The sequence below is a fragment of the Paraburkholderia domus genome (assembly GCF_905220705.1).
Classification (GTDB): domain Bacteria; phylum Pseudomonadota; class Gammaproteobacteria; order Burkholderiales; family Burkholderiaceae; genus Paraburkholderia; species Paraburkholderia domus.
Genome location: NZ_CAJNAT010000003.1, coordinates 41,213 through 61,362, shown reverse-complemented (window position 1 = coordinate 61,362; position 20,150 = coordinate 41,213). Strand labels below are relative to the sequence as shown.

Below are 20,150 nucleotides of genomic sequence, written 5' to 3'. Positions count from 1 at the left end.
GCGGCTCGGCGCGTCGCGTCACGCGGCGGCGCTTTCCTCGCTGTACGACGTGCGCGGCAACGGCTTCAGATGGGCCGCGAACTGTTCGGATGCCGCTGCCCAGGAGAAGCGTTCGGCCCATGCGCGGGCATGGCTGCGTTCGATCTTCAGGGCTTCGAGGCACGCCTCGCGCAAGTCTTCGTGCATGGCGCCCGCGCCGCCGTCGCCGAGCACGTCGATCGGACCGGTCACCGGATACGCCGCGACCGGCGTGCCGCAGGCCAGCGCTTCGAGCAGCACGAGCCCGAAGGTATCGGTGCGGCTCGGGAACACGAATACGTCGGCGGCCGCGTAGACCTTGGCCAGTTCAGCTTGCGTCAGCACACCCAGGTAATTCGCTTGCGGATAGCGCGACTTCAGTTCGGCCAGCGCCGGGCCTTCGCCGGCAACCCACTTCGAGCCGGGCAGATCGAGCTTCAGAAACGCTTCGACGTTCTTCTCGACCGCCACGCGTCCCACGTACAGAAAGATCGGCCGCGCGGTGTTGAGGACCTTCGAGTCCATCTGGTGAAAGATGTCGAGGTCGACGCCGCGGGTCCACAGCACCACGTTGGTGAAGCCGAATTTTTCGAGGTCAGCCTTGACCACGGGTGTGGGCGCCATCACCGCCAGAGACGGCTTGTGGAACCAGTGCAGGAACTTGTAGGTGGCCGCGATCGGAATGCCGAAGCGAGCCTGCACGTATTCGGGAAAGCGCGTGTGATAAGCGGTCGTGAACGGCAGCTTGTGCCGGATCGCATACGAGCGTGCGGCCATGCCGAGAGGACCTTCGGTGGCGATGTGCAGCGCGTCGGGCGCGAATTCGCCAATCCGCTGGTGCAGCTTGCGGCGCGGCAGCAGCGACAGGCGAATCTCAGGATAGGTTGGGCACGGAATCGTCTTGAATTCGAGCGGCGTCAGCAGATCGACGCGGTGGCCGAGCGCGGTGAGTTCGCGTGTGGTGTTTTTCAGCGTGCGCACGACGCCATTGACCTGCGGTTCCCATGCGTCGGTGACGATCATGATCTTCATCGGTTTCGGCCCAATAGAAGTGGAGAGGGACTACGCGGTCGCCCGGGCCTTTTGCACGCCGACTTCCGGTGCGCGCATCACGGTCCAGTAGATCACTTTGAGTTCGCCTTCATACGTCTCGACGAGTGCCGACAGGCTTTCGACCCAATCGCCGTCGTTGCAATACAGCACACCGTCGATGTCGCGGATTTCTGCTTTGTGAATGTGTCCGCAGACCACGCCGTCGCAACCGCGGCGGCGCGCTTCGTCGGTCATGACGCGCTCGAACGATGAGATGAAATTCACCGCGTTCTTCACCTGATGCTTCAGGTATTGCGACAGCGACCAGTACGGGAATCCGAGGCGGCTGCGGATCCGGTTGAACCAGCGGTTCAGGATCAGGATCATCGTGTAGAGCGTGTCGCCGAGATAGGCGAGCCATTTCGCGTGCTGGATCACGCCGTCGAACAGATCGCCGTGCACGATCCATAGGCGCTTGCCGGCGAGCGTCGTGTGGAATGCTTCGCCGCGTACGTGAATGTCGCCGAACGCGAGGTCGCAGAACTGACGCGCGGCTTCGTCGTGATTGCCCGGCACGTAGATGACCTGGGTGCCTTTGCGCGCTTTGCGCAGCACCTTCTGCACGACGTCGTTGTGCGCCTGCGGCCAGTACCAGCCTTTTTTCAATTGCCAGCCGTCGATGATGTCGCCCACGAGGTACAGATATTCCGACTCGTTGTGCCTCAGGAAGTCGAGCAGATATGGCGCCTGACAACCGCTCGAGCCGAGGTGGATGTCGGACAGCCAGATGGTGCGATAGCGGTGCGGTTCGGCGTGGTCGTCGTCGTGATGTCCGGCGTGCGAATCGAGTGGCAGTGACGCCACAGGCAACGGCAAGCCGTGACTAGGGTTGGGTTCCGGGCGGAACGCGACAGGGTCGACGCTCGGGCCGGTCTGGCGGAACAGGGAAGTCGCGGACGTTTTGGGGTCCATGGCTCACGCGTCGAGTTGCGGTGCCCGTATTGCGCCAGCCGCGCGTGACCCTGCCGTGACAGTCACAAGAAGTTCTTATTACTGTGCCGGGAGAGGGACGGAGCGGGTGCGGCTTGGCAGGAGAAAACAGCGAGGGGTGCCGGGAATGACCGGGTGGCCCGTGATGTCAGCGCTCCACGCTAATGACGCGCGTGCCGGCCAGACGGTCGTGCAGGAATTGGCGCTGCGGGTCGAGACGGCCGGTGGCGGCCCACAGCGCGAACCAGATCGCGGCGATTATCAGCGTCTGCGGCACGGCGAGGCCCAGCAACGGATGCAGCGCAAGCGGCGGTAAAAACCACAACCACGCCAGCACGTAACGAACGATCGCGCGGCCCGTGGACAGCGGCGCGCCATCAACGCCGACGACGCGCAGGCGCCACGTTTTCATCGGCAACGTCTGGCCGCTGTGGGTCCAGAACCAGACGAAATACAGGCCGACCACGAAGCCGATCCACGCCGCGAGCATGTTGTGATGGGTGAGGCCGTTGCGCTGCTGCGTCAACGTGCTGAACAGATAGCCCGCGATGAACACGACGCCAAACAGGATCACGGCTTCGTAAAGCAGCGCGGCAAGGCGCCGGCGCACGGTGGGCGCGGTGCCGGACGAATCGGCGGGTAGTGTCGAGGTGGCGAGTGGCTGGGACACAGTCGGGCCCGGATCAGGAGCCGTTGAAGATCGACGGCGCCTCGGCCGGCGAAACCGGCAGCGGCGTGGCGGGCACGAAGCTGCCCGCAGCGGGAATCGCCGGTGTGGCGGCCGGGCTCGGCAACGAAGCGGCAGCCGCGGCGCTCACCGCCGCGACACCGCTCGCGCCGTGCTCCCGGGCGTTGACCAGGCGGTCGAGGCCCTTGATCTCAGTTTTGCCGGATGGCGGTGCGCTCACGACGCTCGGCCGCCTCTTGCGCTCGCTCGCGGCGAGCCGCTCCTTCTGTTCTTCCGGCAACTGCTGATATGCCTTCCAGGCATTCTGGCGGGTTTCGCGCGGCAATTCCTTTGAGACCTGGTAGTTTTCGCGTGCGACGCGTCGTTGATCGGGCGTCATGCGCACCCATTCAGTCATCCGATCATGCAGACGCTTTTGCGCATCAGGCGATAACTTCGGATAACGCGACGCGATTTTGATCCACTTGCGCTTGCGTTCGTCGCTAAAGGAGTCCCATTGGCTGGCGAACGGAGCCAGCGCGACATGCTCGGCCGAGGTCAGGCGCGACCACGCCATCGGGCTATTACTGTCGGACAGGCTCGGCAGATCGACGGCGAGGGTAGGCGCGGGCGCCTTGGCGGTCGCGTTACCGCCGGCGGCAGGCGCGCTGGCGGTCGACGGGCTCGGATAAAAGCGCGGATACGTCGCGGCAAACGACACGAGAGCCGCGATCGCGCATCCGAAAACAACGGCTAAGCCGCGCTTGTAACTCACCCGAAGAATCTCCCGCTCAGTGGGCGCGTGATAGGTACGCGTTGAAGCCGTGGTCGAGATAGGCATTGAGCGGCAAGTCGTCGCTTAGCATGGCTGCATCGATATCGGCGAGTTCGGCGGTGCGCTGCTGGTCTTCCCAGTAGGCGATGGCCACGAGGCTGACGACCAGGGCGACGAGCGGCCAGGCGAGCGCAAAGCGGCGCAGCGGCGAACGGCGGCGCTGGGGCATGTCGACGTGCGGCATACCCGCCGGCATCCCGGCGCCGGCGAGGGCGGGCGCGAACACCGGCGCGCTCACGGTTTCGGGCTTCTTGCGAGCAAGCGCGGCGCGGCGCGCCACGGCGAGCCGGTCGACCGTGGCGGACGAAATACTGGCAGCGTTTTCGTCGAGCGCGCGGCGCACCTGGCGGGCGAACTCGAGTTCTTTGGTTTCTAGGGAGCTCATAGCGTGATTCCTTTAGCCTTGAGCGCTTGCGCCAGCGTGTGGGTGGCCCGCGAGCAGTGTGTTTTCACACTGCCTTCGGAGCAGCCCATCGCGGCGGCAGTCTCGGCGACATCCATATCTTCCCAATAACGCATGAGAAACGCCTCCCGTTGACGTGCCGGTAACTTTTGGATCTCGTCGTCGATTAACTGTAAGACTTGTTCGCGTTCGAGTTTCTGTTCGTTGCTTTCTGAGCCCGCTGAACCTTGTTGCGCCTCGAATGTTTCGAGTGGGTCGAACTCGTCGTCGTCGGCGTTGCCGAGCGACGAGAATAGACTAACCCAAGTATTGCGCACTTTGGCACGACGAAAATAGTCGTGCATCGCATTCTGAAGAATACGCTGAAACAGCAGCGGAAGTTCGGCGGGAGGACGGTCGCCATATTTTTCGGCGAGCTTGATCATCGCGTCCTGCACGATATCGAGCGAGGCGTCGTCGTCCCGCACGGCGTAGACCGTCTGCTTGAATGCGCGCCTTTCGACGCCCGCCAGAAAATCGGCGAGTTCCTTGTCTGATGCCATCCGTTTGGGGGTCGGCGCAGCGTGCGTGCGCGTAATCGGTCGAAAAATGTCGTAAAACTCGCGGATGCTAACAAACTTTCGCGTCGCTGGGGCGAAACCCGCCGTATCTTGCATCTCTATAACAAGCTTTCGGTCACTTTTAGCCGATGGAGCGATTCAGGGGCAGGGCGCCAGGGCAATATTTGCTTGACCGCGCGGACATCTGCAGATATCGTCGCTGGTTCGCAACATAAGTGACTTGTCTCAATTGAGGTGTGGCCCAAGAAGCTCACCTGTCAACTGGACGCGCCGCTTGAACCCGAGCCACAAGCCCGGCAGAGAGCACCCGATCAATTTTTTGCCGAAAATTCGAAAGGTGAATAAATGAATATGCCCAGCGCGGAATTCTCCACGTCGGATACGACCCTCCATCCTCAAGCTGACTCTATCGGCGCCACCGTGCTCATGAAGGCACTGGCCGACGAAGACGTCGAGTTTATCTGGGGCTATCCCGGCGGCTCGGTACTCTACATTTACGACGAGCTGTACAAGCAGGACAAATTCCAGCACGTCCTCGTGCGCCACGAACAAGCCGCAGTCCATGCCGCTGACGCCTATGCGCGTTCCACCGGCAAAGTGGGTGTGTGCCTCGTGACCTCCGGCCCCGGCGTCACCAATGCGGTGACCGGTATCGCGACGGCCTACATGGATTCGATCCCGATGGTGATCATCAGCGGCCAGGTGCCGACTGCCGCGATCGGTCAGGATGCATTCCAGGAGTGCGATACGGTCGGCATCACGCGTCCCTGCGTGAAGCACAACTTCCTCGTGAAGGACGTGCGCGACCTCGCCGCTACCGTCAAGAAAGCTTTCTACATTGCCCGAACCGGCCGTCCCGGCCCGGTGCTGATCGACATTCCGAAAGACGTGTCGAAGACGCCGTGCCAGTACGAACCGCTCAAGACCGTTTCGCTGCGCTCGTACAACCCGGTCACGAAAGGTCACTCCGGCCAGATTCGCAAGGCCGTGGCCTTGCTGTTGTCGGCCAAGCGTCCGTACATCTACACCGGCGGCGGCATCATCCTCGCGGATGCATCGCGTGAGTTGAACCAGTTCGCCGATCTGCTCGGCTATCCCGTCACCAACACGTTGATGGGTCTGGGCGGCTACCGCGCGAGCGACAAAAAATTCCTCGGCATGCTCGGCATGCACGGCACGTACGAAGCCAACATGGCGATGCAGCACTGCGACGTGCTGATCGCGATCGGCGCGCGCTTCGACGACCGTGTGATCGGCGACCCGGCGCACTTCGCATCGCGTCCGCGCAAGATCATCCATATCGACATCGATCCTTCTTCCATCTCCAAGCGCGTCAAGGTCGACATTCCGATCGTCGGCGACGTGAAGGAAGTGCTGAAGGAGTTGATCGAGCAGTTGCAAACGGCCGAGCATGGCCCCGACACCGCGGCGCTCGCCGACTGGTGGAAGGACATCGAAGCCTGGCGCGCCAAAGATTGCCTGAAGTTCGACCGCAAGAGCGACATCATCAAGCCGCAGTACGTGGTGGAAAAGGCGTGGGAACTGACCGACGGCAATGCCTTCGTGTGTTCCGACGTCGGCCAGCACCAGATGTGGGCGGCGCAGTTCTACCGCTTCAACAAGCCGCGCCGCTGGATCAACTCCGGTGGCCTCGGCACGATGGGCTTCGGCCTGCCGGCGGCGATGGGCGTGAAGATGGCGCACCCGGACGACGACGTGCTTTGTATCACGGGCGAAGGCTCGATCCAGATGTGTATCCAGGAACTCTCGACCTGCAAGCAGTACGAGACTCCGGTGAAGATCATTTCGCTGAACAACCGCTATCTGGGCATGGTGCGCCAGTGGCAGCAGATCGAATACAGCAAGCGCTATTCGCATTCGTACATGGATGCGCTGCCGGATTTCGTGAAGCTCGCCGAAGCGTACGGCCACGTCGGCATGCGTATCGAACGCACGGCCGATGTGGAACCGGCGCTGAAAGAAGCGCTGCGCCTGAAGGATCGCACGGTGTTTCTCGACTTCCAGACCGACCCGACCGAAAACGTCTGGCCGATGGTCCAGGCCGGCAAGGGCATCACTGAGATGCTCATGGGTTCGGAAGATCTATAACGACGGTTTTTAGCGTTGGCTTCGTCATGCGCGCCTTCAAAAAGGGCGAAGGCGGACGAAGCGGCGCGAAACCGCTCGCATACATCGACAAAACATCTGGAAGAAGCGAAACATGAGACACATTATTTCTGTCCTGCTGGAAAACGAACCGGGCGCGTTATCACGCGTGGTGGGTCTGTTCTCGGCACGCGGCTACAACATTGAAACCTTGACGGTGGCTCCGACCGAAGACCGTTCGCTGTCGCGCATGACCATCGTCTCCATTGGCTCGGACGACGTGATCGAACAGATCACGAAGCATCTGAACCGCCTGATCGAGGTGGTGAAAGTGGTCGACCTTACCGAGGGCGCCCACATCGAGCGTGAGCTGATGTTGATCAAGGTGAGGGCGGTCGGCAAGGAACGTGAGGAGATGAAACGGATGTCGGATATTTTCCGCGGCCGCATCATCGACGTCACCGAAAAGACCTACACGATCGAACTGACGGGCGCGAGCGACAAGCTCGATGCCTTCATCGAAGGGATCGACGCGACTGCGATTCTCGAAACCGTCCGTACGGGCAGTTCAGGTATCGGCCGCGGCGAGCGCATTCTGAAGGTTTGACGCGCGAGCTGGGTTGCGGTTCTAAGTTGCGTTATTAGCCGTCTCGATCGAAGCCGGGTAGTGCCTTTAAGAACCCGGCCAAGCAACACAACATTCGCAGTATTTGTATTTCACTGATTTCACCGAATTTAGCCAAGGAACCGACATGAAAGTTTTCTACGACAAGGACGCCGACCTCTCCCTCATCAAGGGCAAGCAAGTCACCATCATCGGCTATGGCTCGCAAGGCCATGCTCACGCGCTGAACCTGAAGGAAAGCGGCGTGAACATCACGGTCGGTCTGCGCAAGGGCGGCGCATCGTGGAGCAAGGCTGAAAACGCTGGCCTGCAAGTCAAGGAAGTGGCGGAAGCCGTCAAGGGCGCAGACGTCGTCATGATGCTGCTGCCGGACGAGCAGATCGCTGAAGTCTACGCAAAGGAAGTGCACGCCAACATCAAGCAAGGCGCAGCGCTGGCCTTCGCACACGGCTTCAACGTGCACTACGGTCAAGTGATCCCGCGTGCGGATCTGGACGTCATCATGATCGCGCCGAAGGCGCCGGGTCACACGGTTCGCGGTACGTACTCGCAAGGTGGCGGCGTGCCCCACCTGATCGCCGTTGCGCAAGACAAGTCGGGCGCAGCACGTGACATCGCGCTGTCGTACGCAGCAGCGAACGGCGGCGGCCGTGCCGGTATCATCGAAACGAACTTCCGCGAAGAAACGGAAACCGACCTGTTCGGCGAACAAGCGGTGCTGTGCGGCGGTACGGTCGACCTGATCAAGGCCGGCTTCGAAACGCTGGTGGAAGCAGGCTACGCGCCGGAAATGGCGTACTTCGAGTGCCTGCACGAACTGAAGCTGATCGTCGACCTGATCTACGAAGGCGGCATCGCGAACATGAACTACTCGATCTCGAACAACGCTGAATACGGCGAGTACGTGACGGGTCCGCGTATCGTGACGGCTGAAACGAAGAAGGCGATGAAGGCTGTGCTGACGGACATTCAGACCGGCGAGTACGCGAAGAGCTTCATCATCGAAAACAAGGCCGGCGCACCGACGCTGCAATCGCGCCGCCGTCTGACGGCTGAGCACCAGATCGAAACGGTCGGTGCCAAGCTGCGTTCGATGATGCCGTGGATCGCTGCGAACAAGCTGGTCGATCAGTCGAAGAACTAAGAAGCCAGCTTTACAGCCTCTGACTGGCGCGGCGCATCGTCGCGGCAGCCGGTAATGCAAAAAGCCGTCCAAGGGTGCTGAACCCTGGGCGGCTTTTGCTATCCTACGGTTTTACGTGCGACACGCACGCTCGTGTCCGTCAGCCCCACGTTACGGGGCATCGACTAGAGGGTTATTGAGGAAGGTCTCGACTGGACTCACCATGCCCTCCGCAGGCGGCTCCCTTGTGAGCCGCACTTTAAGCAGTAGATGTGTCCTTAGGGGCACACCTTAGTAGTGAACACGGGACACGGTGCATTCCGCCGTCAACCGTATTGCATTGACCTGATTACCGTCAGGTCCCGCCCAGTCAGCGGCTTCATCTCCGCCGACAGGGCGGGGTGATGTTTGCAATTCCTGCGCCTCAGGGCAACGGAGTCGCTAAACGATACGAGCGAAAAGCTCGGTGTGTCATTGTTCGGCCTCGCTGGCTGCATTGGCGAGGGGAGTGAACCTGCTGTACGACCAGCAGTAGCCTAGGAAGACATGCGTCACTGGCAATGGTGGGGTGTGAAGCTCTTCTAACAATGTACCCCCCGGAAGTTCGGGCGGATGGTGGTTGCGAGATGACCATCCGGAGACTCCCAGCAGCAACGGGGTTGAGGGGCTAGGCTGGCTGATATGGTTAATGCAAGTGAACTGCTGATAAACCTCGTAAGTAGGACGGTGCCAAAGCTGCTGACAGGCATCAACCAAACAGGTGTGCGGTCGGATAACCCGCTGTAAATTCGGGTTACGTCGTCATCGGACCGCCGGGGAATAGGCAGAACCTAAGTCAGTCGTGTGACACGCCGGGAACGTGGTAAGCCTGTATGGTTGCCGGTCGTAGTTTGACTGGCAGGCGAACCGCGAGGGACGCTGTTGATTGTGCAGGTATGGGATGACGGAGAAAGCGAAAGCCGGTCTGTAATGGGTCGGATAGGGGTTGGAACATTACCCCACGCGAAAGCGGGCAGACTTCCGTCTGGTCTACCGTCGCAAGATGGCTGACTAACCCTTAGCTGGAAGATGATTGCTGTCGGGCTTCTGGACCGTCAGCATATGTTTTTAACCCCCTTGCGGGAGCAGATCGCTCCCGCAAGGGGCGATCTGTTCTTCGCTCGGGATTCACTTCTTCGCTCGGGATTCACTTCTTCGAGTAGGAGAGCAGCATGAGAGTATCTGTCCGAAAGGACGGATCTGCGCTTTCCCACGCGCCGGACAACTGGTACGCCGTAGATTGGCGGCGGGTTGAACGGAACGTGAGAGGGATGCAGATTCGAATTGCGAAGGCGACGCGGGAAGGCAACTGGCGCAGGGGGAGAGCCCTGCAACGGATGTTGACCCGCACGTTGTCCGCAAAGCTGTATGCGGTACGACGTGTTACGCAGAATCAGGGTGCGCGAACGGCTGGAGTCGATCGCGAACTTTGGGACTCGCCTGAGAGCCGATGGCTTGCTGTCGGCAGGTTGAAGCGGCGTGGATATAAGCCTCTGCCTTTACGGAGAGTCTTTATCCCCAAGGCCAATGGAAAGGAGCGCCCTCTGGGCATTCCGACCATGCGGGACAGGGCGATGCAAGCCTTGTATCTGCTGGCCTTGGAGCCGGTGTCGGAATCGACGAGCGACCCGAACTCTTATGGGTTCAGGTTAAACCGCTCGACGGCTGACGCCATGTCACAGATATTCGTCGCCATGTCCCAGAAGGGCTCAGCCCGTTGGGTGCTGGAGGCGGATATCAAGGGATGCTTCGACCATATTAGCCATAACTGGTTGGAGACCCATGTCCTGATGGACAAGGAAATCCTCCGGAAATGGCTGAAAGCTGGCCTGATTTACAAGGGGCAGCTTCAGGCGACAGAGGCCGGTACGCCGCAAGGAGGGATCATCTCTCCGACGCTGGCGAATGTGACGCTGAACGGGCTGGAGCGAGAACTGCTAGCGCACCTTAGTGCGAAGTTTGGGATCGCAAAAGCCAACAAGCTTAAAGTCAATGTGGTGCGGTACGCGGACGACTTCGTGATCACCGGTGACTCGCAAGAGTTGCTGGAGCAGGAAGTTCGACCTTGGGTGGAAACATTCCTTGCCGTTCGAGGTCTGCAACTGTCCGAGGAGAAAACGCGGATCACGCACATTGACCAAGGCTTCGATTTCCTGGGGTGGAATTTCCGTAAGTACTCGGGGACGCTACTCATCAAGCCGAGCAAGAAGAACGTGAAAACGTTCTATCGCAAGGTGGCGGATACGATCAGCGGTCATAAGACGGTAAAGCAGGAGAATCTGATTCGACTGCTGAACCCGATGCTACGGGGCTGGGCGCAGTATCACAGTCCTGTGGTCGCCAAAGAGGCATACAGCCGCATGGAGTCTTTGATTTTCCGAAGGCTTTGGCGGTGGTCGAAGAGGCGGCACCTGAACAAGAGCGCCGAATGGGTGAAGAAGAAATACTTTCACTCGGAGGGCAATCGACACTGGGTGTTCGCTGTTCCTGTAGCTCGTGACGACGGTGGTAAGGGGTTGCTTAGCCTGTACCAGATCAGCGGTACGGAAATTAAGCGACACAGAAAGGTCAAAGGAGCATTCAATCCCTTTGATCCTGAGTGGGAGCAGTACGGCGAACAGTTGCGACAGGCGCGCATGGAACACTCAATGCGTTATCGGAAGCAATGGGTTTCGCTGTATATGTCGCAAGACGGGCTTTGCTCGCATTGTGGCTGTGCCCTGACAAAGGAGACCGGCTGGCATGACCATCATCTAGAGTATCGGATGCATGGTGGCACGGACGCTCTCTCGAACAGGGTTCTGCTTCACCCGCACTGCCATCAGCAGGTGCACGCAGGTAAAATTGCGGTAACTAAGCCGGCCCGGTCCTAAGACCGGGCTTTGTTTGTAGATTTGAGCCGTATGCGGGGAAACTCGCACGTACGGTTCTTAGGGGGCCCTTCTTCCGCGAGGAAGGGGGGCTACCCTCCAAAAATACTGAAGCCATCCATGAATTACCCTCATCCGATCATCGCGCGAGAAGGCTGGCCGTTCATCGCCATCGCAGCCGTCGTAGCGCTACTGGTTCAATTCTTCGCGGGGTTCGGCTTTGCATGGCTGTTCTGGCTGATTCTGGCCTTCGTGGTGCAGTTCTTCCGCGATCCGGCCCGGCCGATTCCGACTCAAGCCAACGCTGTGCTGTGCCCGGCAGACGGCCGTATCGTCGCAGTCGAAACTGCACATGACCCATATGCCAACCGTGAAGCGCTGAAGATCAGCGTGTTCATGAACGTATTCAATGTCCACTCGCAACGCTCGCCGGTGGATGGCGCGATCTCGAAGGTCGAATATTTCCCGGGCGCGTACCTGAACGCGGCAGTGGATAAGGCTTCGCTCGAAAACGAGCGTAATGCGCTGGTGATCGAAATGGCCGGCGGCCAGACCGTGACGTCGGTGCAGATCGCCGGTTTGATCGCGCGGCGCATTCTCTGCTACGTTCGTGCGGGTGAGCCGCTCACGCGTGGCCAGCGTTACGGATTTATCCGTTTTGGCTCGCGTGTCGACGTGTATCTGCCGGTTGGCAGCCGTCCGCGTGTGTCGATCGGCGAGAAGGTTTCCGCGTCGTCCACGATCCTCGCTGAACTATAAAGCGGCACCAAGGAGGTTTTCCGAATGGCCGCATTCAAACCGCGTCGACCCCGCAATGGCGGACCGCTCCCGCGTCCGTTCCGCCGTAACAAGCCGATGGTGGCGGAGTCGCCGGTAGTCGAGAGCCGGCGCGCTCAGCGTCAGCAGTTCCTGAGGAAGCGCGGCATTTACCTGCTGCCGAACGCGTTTACCACCGCCGCACTCTTTTGCGGCTTCTTCGCCGTGGTACAGGCGATGAACGTGCGCTTCGAAATCGCGGCGATCGCGATCTTCGTGGCGATGGTGCTGGACGGTATGGACGGCCGGGTCGCCCGCATGACGCATACGCAAAGCGCGTTCGGCGAACAGTTCGACAGCCTGTCGGACATGGTGTCGTTCGGTGTGGCGCCGGCGCTCGTGATGTACGAGTGGATCCTGAAAGATCTCGGCCGCTGGGGCTGGCTCGCGGCGTTCGTCTACTGTTCAGGAGCGGCGTTGCGTCTCGCGCGTTTCAACGCGAACATCGGCGTGGTCGACAAGCGCTTCTTCCAAGGCATGCCCAGTCCGGCTGCTGCTGCGCTGATCGCCGGTTTCGTGTGGCTCGCCACCGACAACCGCGTGCCGCTCAAGCTGGTGTGGCTGCCGTGGGTCGCTTTCGTGCTGACCATCTACGCCGGTGTGACGATGGTGTCGAACGCGCCGTTCTATAGCGGCAAGGCGCTCGACGTGCGGCACCGCGTGCCGTTCGGCGTGATTCTGCTGGTGGTGGTGGCGTTCGTGCTGGTGTCGTCCGATCCGCCGCTGATGCTGTTCGGCCTGTTCGTGCTGTACGGTCTGTCGGGCTACGTGTTCTGGGGCTACCAGGCGATGCGGGGCAGGGCGAATCCGGCTCGGTCGGTGGCGCGGGACAGGTAATTGCGCACCGCTTTTGCATGGAAATGACATAGAAAACGGCAGCCTTCCGAGGCTGCCGTTTTTTGTTGGCGGGGCCGGTCTGGCGGCGCGTGGCAGGCAGGTCCGGTGCCAATTGCACGATCAGGGGAATGCCGCTATAGTCGTTTGATGAATGCGTGCACGTTCCCATTTGAGCTGCAACACGAGCCCCAACAAGCCTGCGCACCGCTAGACGCGCTAGCGCGCTGATCGCTGATCATTTCCGCCTTCCGTCTGCCTCGTCTGTGGTTTAGCGTCGCCAGCGGTGGCGCAAACACCCGAATTCCAATATCCGATCCCCCAATTGAACGACGCCCCAGGAGACCCGACATGGCCGACAAACTGATCATATTCGACACCACGTTGCGTGACGGCGAGCAATCGCCCGGCGCGTCGATGACGAAGGAAGAGAAAATCCGTATCGCGAAGCAGCTCGAACGGATGAAGGTGGACGTGATCGAAGCGGGCTTCGCGGCCAGCTCGAATGGCGACTTCGATTCGATCCATACCATCGCGGGCCTGATCAAGGACAGCACGATCTGCTCGCTGGCCCGTGCGAACGACAAAGACATTCAACGCGCGGCTGACGCGCTCAAGCCGGCCGATCATTTCCGCATCCACACGTTCATCGCAACGTCGCCGCTGCATATGGAAAAGAAGCTGCGCATGACGCCGGATCAGGTGTTCGAACAGGCAAAGCTGGCGGTGCGTTTTGCCCGCAAGTTCACGGACGACGTGGAGTTCTCGCCTGAAGACGGCAGCCGTTCGGACATGGATTTCCTGTGCCGCGTGCTGGAAGCGGTGATCGCCGAGGGCGCGACGACTATCAACATCGCGGATACAGTCGGCTATGGCGTGCCGGAGTTGTACGGCCAGCTCGTGAAGACGCTGCGCGAGCGTATTCCGAACTCGCATAAGGCCGTGTTCTCGGTGCATTGCCATAACGACCTTGGCATGGCGGTGGCGAACTCGCTGGCCGGTGTGAAGATTGGCGGCGCGCGTCAGGTCGAGTGCACGATCAACGGTCTCGGCGAGCGCGCGGGGAATACGTCGCTCGAAGAAATCGTGATGGCGGTGAAGACCCGCAAGGATTACTTCGGCCTCGATGTCGGTCTCGATACAACGCAAATCGTGCCCGCGTCGAAACTGGTGTCGCAGATCACGGGTTTCGTCGTGCAGCCGAACAAGGCGGTGGTTGGCGCGAACGCATTTGCGCATGCTTCCGGTATTCATCAGGACGGCGTGCTGAAAGCGCGCGACACGTACGAAATTATGCGTGCCGAAGATGTGGGCTGGAGCGCGAACAAGATCGTGCTCGGCAAATTGTCGGGCCGCAATGCATTCAAACAGCGTCTGCAGGAACTGGGTATCGCGCTCGATAGCGAGGGCGAGTTGAATACCGCGTTTGCGCGCTTCAAGGAATTGGCCGACCGCAAGTCGGAAATCTTCGACGAAGACATCATTGCGATCGTCACGGAGGAGTCGGCTGAAGCGCAGGAAAAGGAGCACTACAAGTTCCTCTCGCTGTCGCAGCATTCGGAAACCGGCGAGCAGCCGCACGCGAAGATCGTTTTCTCGGTCGAAGGCAAGGAAGTGACCGGGGAAGCACGCGGCAACGGTCCCGTGGATGCCACGCTCAATGCGATCGAAACGGAAGTGGGGAGCGGGTCGGAATTGCTGCTGTACTCGGTGAACGCGATCACAACCGGAACGCAGGCGCAAGGCGAAGTGACCGTGCGGCTGTCGAGGAGCGGGCGCATTGTCAACGGCGTGGGCACCGATCCGGATATCGTCGCGGCCTCCGCGAAGGCGTATATCTCGGCACTCAACAAGCTGCATTCGAACTTCGATAAGTTGAATCCGCAACGTTCGGAGTAGTGGGAAAGCAGGGCGCTGTCGGCGCGCCTGCCGAACCTGATTGACAAGAAGCCCCGTGCCCTGAAAGCTTGGGGCTTCCTGCTTTTCCTGCGCACGTTTTACGCGCCGCGTGCACTCAAGCTACTCCGTCGCGGCGCGCCGCATCGACCGCGCTGTACGCAAAATAAAACTCACCGGTATGCGCAATAAATAAAAAAAGCCGCCTGAAGAGGCGGCTTCGTCAATTCATGCGCAATGGGTTCGAGCGTGTACTCAGAACAGGCTGCGGCGATCCGGATCGTGCAATGGGTCAGGCGTTTTCTGCGTGAGCCGCACAATGCCTTGATCGTCGAAATAAAAGCTGTACATCATGTACCAGACATTGTCTTCCAGATAGCGATACGTCCAGACCTCACGCTTCATCAACGGGAAGTACGATGTTTCGACTGGGCGGCCGAAGTTCACCAGCACATCGCTCTTCGTCCACTTGCCGATTTCCGCCCGGTAGAACTCGTTGGGCTGAAGCACCTGGCGCACGGTGACGATTTTGCCGGATGCGTCGATGTCGGCGGCGGTGGTGGTTTCGCCCATCGGCTGGGTTGGCCACATCAGCCGCTTGCCGCCGTTGGGCAGGTCGTAACTTTCACGCGGCGCGCCGAGGCGGGCGATGATGGTCGATTCGTCCGCGCCTTGGCTGTATTGCTGCCATGGCTGGACACAGCCGGCGAGCGTAGCCGTGAGCGCGAGCGCACTCAGGCAGGCGAGCGCGGCGCGGCGCAGGCGTGCTACAGGCGGCGCTTCGATCGAGGCCGCCGTGGATGGGTGGCGGTTGAACATGAATTCCTCCGATGGCATTTGAGTAGCGGTTTTTATCATCGAGCCGCATTATTTTGACACGGGCGGCAGCAAAAGATTTGCGCTTCGTACAAGGCGTCGCCGGCAGCACAGTAACGGATTCGCCGGCTTGCTTATTCCGTCTGGAACACCCTATGATCCGCGCTTCGACGAATCCAGCGGGGTAATGACGATGGCGAAGTGGCAACGGGCGGCAGCAGCAGTCGTGGCGCTGGCGGCGATTTCGGCGGCCGCGGCGGCTTACGCCGCGGGAGAAGCGGCGTCTGGTCCGGCAGGCAAGCCAGTAGACAAGCCCACGGGTACGCCGATCCAGCTGGCGCTGATCGAAGGCATGTCCGGCCCGTTCGCGAACGCGGGCGCGGCGGTGGAGCGCAATCTGCGCTTCGGTGTCGAACAGGTGAATGCACAAGGGGGCGTGAAGCTCGCCGACGGCGCGCATCCGCTCGAGCTGGTCGTGCTGGACAGCAAGGGCAGCGCCGAGGAGGCGTTGGTGCAACTGCGCGCCGCCGCGGACCGGCACATCGGTTACATCATGCAAGGCAACAGCTCGGCGGTGGCGGCCGCGCTGATCGGCGCGATCGACAAGCAGAACAGCCGCGAGCCGGGCAATCGCGAACTGTTCCTCAATTATTCCGCCGACGATCCCGCCCTGACCAACGTCAATTGCAGCTTCTGGCACTTCCGTTTCGACGCGCACGCGGGCATGCGCATGGATGCGCTGGCTGACGTGATCCAGCGCGACAAGGCCGTAAAGAAGGTTTATCTGCTGAACCAGGACTACAGCTTCGGCCACGACGTCAGCAGTCTCGCGCGTTCGGCGCTGGCCGCAAAGCGCCCGGATATTGCGGTCGTCGGCGACGAATTTCATCCGATCGGCCGCGTGAAGGATTTCGCGCCGTACATCGCCAAGATTCGCGCGAGCGGCGCGGACGCGGTTATCACCGGTAATTGGGGTAACGATCTGACGCTGCTGGTCAAGGCCGCGCGAGAGCAGGGTCTGGACACCAGGTTTTATACCTTCTACGGCAACAGCCTCGGCGCGCCTGCCGCGCTGGGTGACGCCGGCGTCAAACATGTGATCGCGGTAGCCGACTGGCACCCGAACGTCGGCGGCGCGGCTTCCGACGCCTGGTACGCGGCGTTTCGAGCCCGTTTCCCGGCCGCGCAGGACGATTATCCGGTGCTGCGCATGTCATTGATGATCGAAGCCCTGGCCACGGCGATGAACCGCGCCGGCAGTGCCGACCCGACAGCCGTCGCCCGGGCGTTGGAGGGCATCAAATTCGACCACGGCTTCCACGCCTCGTGGATGCGGGCCGATGATCACCAGCTGATCCAGCCCCTTTACGTGATGGAGATGGATAGGGTCGGCACGCCGGGCGTCAAGTTCGATGACGAAGGTTCAGGCTACGGTTTCCGTACGGTGCTGGCTTTGCCGCCCGAGCGCACCATGCCGCCGACCGTGTGCAAGATGAAGCGGTAGAGCGGGCGCTCGGGCCAACGCAAACTGCCCACGATCCCGCCCGGCCAGTAGGGTTCGCGGCCGGATTGGGCTGTGCTACAATACGCGTCCCGTTGTGAGGCATGCCACATGGTTGTCATGTGGCATGTGCGCTCGGGTAACCCACGGCACGGCCTTTCTTCCGTGACCGCCTGTCTAGTTCTTAAGGAAATCGACATGTCCGCAGTTGAAACAAGCAAGAAGTCCGAAGTCGTTGCGCAATTCGCACGCGCAGCTAACGACACCGGCTCCCCCGAAGTTCAGGTCGCGCTGCTCACGACCCGTATCAACGAACTGACCGTTCACTTCAAGGCACACACGAAAGATCACCACAGCCGCCGCGGTCTGCTGCGCATGGTGAGCCGCCGTCGTAAGCTGCTCGACTACCTGAAGGGTAAGGACGCGGATCGTTACCGCGCACTGATCGAGAAGCTGGGTCTGCGTAAGTAATCGGCCAGTCGTTCAGCAAGATGCCTGTGTCAGTTCCACTGATACAGGCATTTTGTTTTTGCACGGTGCGCTTCATGTGATGTGCACCGCCTGCCGGTCGCGGTAGCGTGACGATTCATGCGGCGGCTAGCAGGAAAACAGCAGTAAAAAAAGTAGCAAAAAAGCAGAAATACGGCCGGGCTTCAGGGCAGAGCTTTGTGTCATTCCAGCGGTTCGCGCGCGTACATAAACGTAGGGCGTGGTTCTCTGGAATGGCATAACACTACTCTTCCCCTGTGGCGCCGGTCCTGGCGTTGCCGCGCCGCTTCTGGTCCGCGCGGCATAACGAAGAGGAAAAGCAATGACTATGTTCAACAAGATCGTCAAAGAATTTCAGTGGGGACAACATAAGGTTCGTCTCGAAACGGGCGAAATCGCTCGTCAAGCGAGCGGCGCGGTGATCGTCGACGTCGAAGACACCGTTGTGCTGGCGACCGTGGTCGGCGCCAAGACCGCCAAGCCGGGTCAGGACTTTTTCCCGCTGACTGTCGATTACCTCGAAAAGACCTACGCCGCAGGCAAGATTCCGGGTGGTTTCTTCCGCCGTGAAGGCCGTCCGTCGGAAGGCGAAACGCTGATTTCGCGCCTGATCGACCGTCCGCTGCGTCCGCTGTTCCCGGAAGGCTTCTACAACGAAGTCCAGGTCGTGATCCACGTCCTGTCGCTGAACCCCGAAGTTCCCGCTGACATCCCCGCGCTGATCGGCGCGTCGGCGGCGCTCGCGATCTCCGGTCTGCCGTTCAACGGCCCGGTTGGCGCAGCACGCGTGGCGTACATCAACAACGAATACGTGTTGAACCCGACGCGTCCGCAGATGAAGGAATCGGCACTCGACCTGATCGTCGCCGGTACGGAGCGCGCGGTGCTGATGGTGGAATCGGAAGCGCAGCAACTGTCCGAAGAAATCATGCTCGGCGCAGTGGTGTTCGGCCACGAACAAATGCAGGTCGCGATCGACGTGATCCACGAGATGGTTCGCGAAGGTGGCAAGCCGGAATGGGATTGGAAGCCGGCCGCCAAGAATGAGCCGCTGATCGCCCGCGTGTCGGAACTGGCGCAAGCCGATCTGCTCGCCGCTTATCAACTCCGCGACAAGCAAGCCCGTTCGACCAAGCTGAAGGAAGTTTACGCAGCAACGTCGGCCAAGCTGGAAGAAGAAGCAGCGGCAGCCGGCACGGTTGCGGCGGACAAGGCTAGCGTCGGCAATGTGCTGTTCGACATCGAAGCGAAGATCGTCCGTACCCAGATCCTGAACGGCGAGCCGCGTATCGACGGCCGCGACACGCGCACTGTGCGCCCGATCGAAATCCGTACCGGCGTGCTGCCGCGTACGCACGGTTCGGCACTGTTCACGCGTGGCGAAACGCAGGCGATGGTGGTCGCGACGCTGGGCACGAAGGGCGACGAGCAGAACATCGACGCGCTCGAAGGCGAGTACCGCGAACGCTTCATGCTCCACTACAACATGCCTCCGTTCGCGACCGGCGAAACGGGCCGCGTCGGTTCGCCGAAGCGCCGTGAAATCGGTCACGGCCGTCTGGCCAAGCGCGCGCTGGCTGCATGCCTGCCGAGCGCCGACGAATTCGGCTATTCGATCCGTGTCGTTTCGGAAATCACCGAATCGAATGGTTCGTCGTCGATGGCTTCGGTGTGCGGCGGCTGCCTCGCACTGATGGACGCAGGCGTGCCGATGAAGGCGCACGTTGCCGGCATCGCGATGGGCCTGATCCTCGAAGGCAACAAGTTTGCCGTGCTGACCGACATCCTCGGCGACGAAGATCACCTCGGCGACATGGACTTCAAGGTCGCGGGTACCGAGCAAGGCGTGACCGCGCTGCAGATGGACATCAAGATCCAGGGCATCACCAAGGAAATCATGCAGGTCGCTCTCGCGCAAGCGAAGGAAGGCCGTATGCACATCCTCGGCAAGATGACCTCGGCGGTGTCTGGCGCGAACACGGTGCTGTCGGACTACGCGCCGCGCATGATCACCATCAAGATCAATCCGGAAAAGATCCGCGACGTGATCGGCAAGGGTGGTTCGGTGATCCGCGCGCTGACCGAAGAAACCGGCACGACGATCGATATTTCGGACGACGGCGTCGTCACCATCGCCAGCACGAGCAGCGAAGGGATGGCCGAAGCGAAGAAGCGTATCGAGAACATCACGCTGGAAGTCGAAGTGGGCCAAGTGTACGAAGGTACCGTGCTTAAGCTGCTCGATTTCGGCGCGATCGTGAACATCCTGCCGGGCAAGGACGGTCTGTTGCACATCTCCGAAATCGCTAACGAGCGTATCAAGGACATCAACGACTACCTGAAGGACGGCCAGCAAGTGAAGGTCAAGGTCATCCAGACGGACGAAAAGGGCCGCGTGCGTTTGTCGGCCAAGGCGTTGCTGAACGACGCCTCGAGCGGCGCGCCGCAAGGCGAACCGACGCCGCAGTAATGCGGTAGCAGGGCGACGGCCGGCAGCGCGAATGCGCGCCGGCCGTTTTTCATGAAGGGT

General features: G+C 60.7%; 17 protein-coding genes. 10 read left to right on the top strand and 7 right to left on the bottom strand.

Translation table 11 applies throughout. The features are described 5' to 3' along the window. Positions 1–18: 18 nt before the first annotated feature. The 6 genes from KHO31_RS08110 to KHO31_RS08085 form a co-directional block, all read right to left on the bottom strand. Positions 19–1,050, bottom strand: a complete 1,032-nt coding sequence (locus KHO31_RS08110; RefSeq protein ID WP_201075125.1) for a glycosyltransferase family 4 protein — start codon at positions 1,048–1,050, stop codon at positions 19–21. A 30-nt stretch (positions 1,051–1,080) separates the two neighbouring features. Next, a complete protein-coding gene (locus KHO31_RS08105; RefSeq protein ID WP_201075126.1) occupies positions 1,081–2,022 on the bottom strand; it encodes a UDP-2,3-diacylglucosamine diphosphatase in 942 nt (313 codons plus the stop codon). 166 nt (positions 2,023–2,188) lie between these two features. Next, positions 2,189–2,710 carry an RDD family protein gene (locus KHO31_RS08100; RefSeq protein ID WP_201075127.1) on the bottom strand — a complete coding sequence of 174 codons (522 nt, stop codon included), beginning with the start codon at positions 2,708–2,710 and terminating at the stop codon, positions 2,189–2,191. 13 nt (positions 2,711–2,723) lie between these two features. Beyond that, positions 2,724–3,482, bottom strand: a complete 759-nt coding sequence (locus tag KHO31_RS08095) for a DUF3106 domain-containing protein (protein WP_201075128.1) — start codon at positions 3,480–3,482, stop codon at positions 2,724–2,726. Between the two features lie 16 nt (positions 3,483–3,498). Continuing rightward, complete coding sequence (locus KHO31_RS08090; protein ID WP_201075129.1) at positions 3,499–3,927, bottom strand: DUF3619 family protein; 429 nt, start codon at positions 3,925–3,927, stop codon at positions 3,499–3,501. Next, complete coding sequence (locus KHO31_RS08085) at positions 3,924–4,487, bottom strand: RNA polymerase sigma factor (RefSeq protein WP_063495282.1); 564 nt, start codon at positions 4,485–4,487, stop codon at positions 3,924–3,926. The genes KHO31_RS08090 and KHO31_RS08085 overlap by 4 nt, the downstream gene beginning before the upstream one ends. A gap of 363 nt (positions 4,488–4,850) precedes the next feature. Between KHO31_RS08085 and KHO31_RS08080 the strand changes: the two genes are divergently transcribed. From KHO31_RS08080 to KHO31_RS08050, 7 genes are all read left to right on the top strand, one after another. Then, positions 4,851–6,614, top strand: a complete 1,764-nt coding sequence (locus KHO31_RS08080; protein ID WP_120303682.1) for an acetolactate synthase 3 catalytic subunit — start codon at positions 4,851–4,853, stop codon at positions 6,612–6,614. A gap of 112 nt (positions 6,615–6,726) precedes the next feature. Continuing rightward, entirely contained in the window at positions 6,727–7,218 is a 492-nt protein-coding gene (gene ilvN, locus KHO31_RS08075; protein WP_011487482.1) for an acetolactate synthase small subunit, read from the top strand. A gap of 145 nt (positions 7,219–7,363) precedes the next feature. Further along, entirely contained in the window at positions 7,364–8,380 is a 1,017-nt protein-coding gene (ilvC, locus tag KHO31_RS08070; protein ID WP_012432364.1) for a ketol-acid reductoisomerase, read from the top strand. Positions 8,381–9,570: 1,190 nt separating this feature from the next. Next, positions 9,571–11,271 carry a group II intron reverse transcriptase/maturase gene (gene ltrA, locus KHO31_RS08065; protein ID WP_171925029.1) on the top strand — a complete coding sequence of 567 codons (1,701 nt, stop codon included), beginning with the start codon at positions 9,571–9,573 and terminating at the stop codon, positions 11,269–11,271. A gap of 117 nt (positions 11,272–11,388) precedes the next feature. After that, a complete protein-coding gene (locus tag KHO31_RS08060; RefSeq protein ID WP_201075130.1) occupies positions 11,389–12,027 on the top strand; it encodes a phosphatidylserine decarboxylase in 639 nt (212 codons plus the stop codon). Positions 12,028–12,051: 24 nt separating this feature from the next. Then, positions 12,052–12,921: a CDP-diacylglycerol--serine O-phosphatidyltransferase gene (gene pssA / locus KHO31_RS08055; RefSeq protein WP_201075132.1), complete on the top strand. Its 870-nt coding sequence runs from the start codon at positions 12,052–12,054 to the stop codon at positions 12,919–12,921. A gap of 348 nt (positions 12,922–13,269) precedes the next feature. Beyond that, positions 13,270–14,817, top strand: coding sequence for a 2-isopropylmalate synthase (locus KHO31_RS08050; protein WP_201075133.1), 1,548 nt, complete (start codon positions 13,270–13,272; stop codon positions 14,815–14,817). 252 nt (positions 14,818–15,069) lie between these two features. Here KHO31_RS08050 and KHO31_RS08045 read toward each other — a convergent pair whose 3' ends face one another. Further along, the gene (locus KHO31_RS08045) at positions 15,070–15,633 is read right to left on the bottom strand and encodes a hypothetical protein (protein WP_201075135.1); all 564 of its coding nucleotides are present in this window, start codon (positions 15,631–15,633) and stop codon (positions 15,070–15,072) included. A 184-nt stretch (positions 15,634–15,817) separates the two neighbouring features. Here KHO31_RS08045 and KHO31_RS08040 point away from each other — a divergent pair, with 184 nt between their 5' ends. From KHO31_RS08040 to pnp, 3 genes are all read left to right on the top strand, one after another. Next, complete coding sequence (locus KHO31_RS08040) at positions 15,818–17,134, top strand: branched-chain amino acid ABC transporter substrate-binding protein (protein ID WP_211623221.1); 1,317 nt, start codon at positions 15,818–15,820, stop codon at positions 17,132–17,134. 195 nt (positions 17,135–17,329) lie between these two features. After that, positions 17,330–17,602, top strand: coding sequence for a 30S ribosomal protein S15 (rpsO, locus tag KHO31_RS08035; RefSeq protein WP_011487489.1), 273 nt, complete (start codon positions 17,330–17,332; stop codon positions 17,600–17,602). 340 nt (positions 17,603–17,942) lie between these two features. Next, positions 17,943–20,090, top strand: a complete 2,148-nt coding sequence (gene pnp / locus KHO31_RS08030; RefSeq protein ID WP_201075136.1) for a polyribonucleotide nucleotidyltransferase — start codon at positions 17,943–17,945, stop codon at positions 20,088–20,090. The last annotated feature ends 60 nt before the right edge of the window (positions 20,091–20,150 follow it).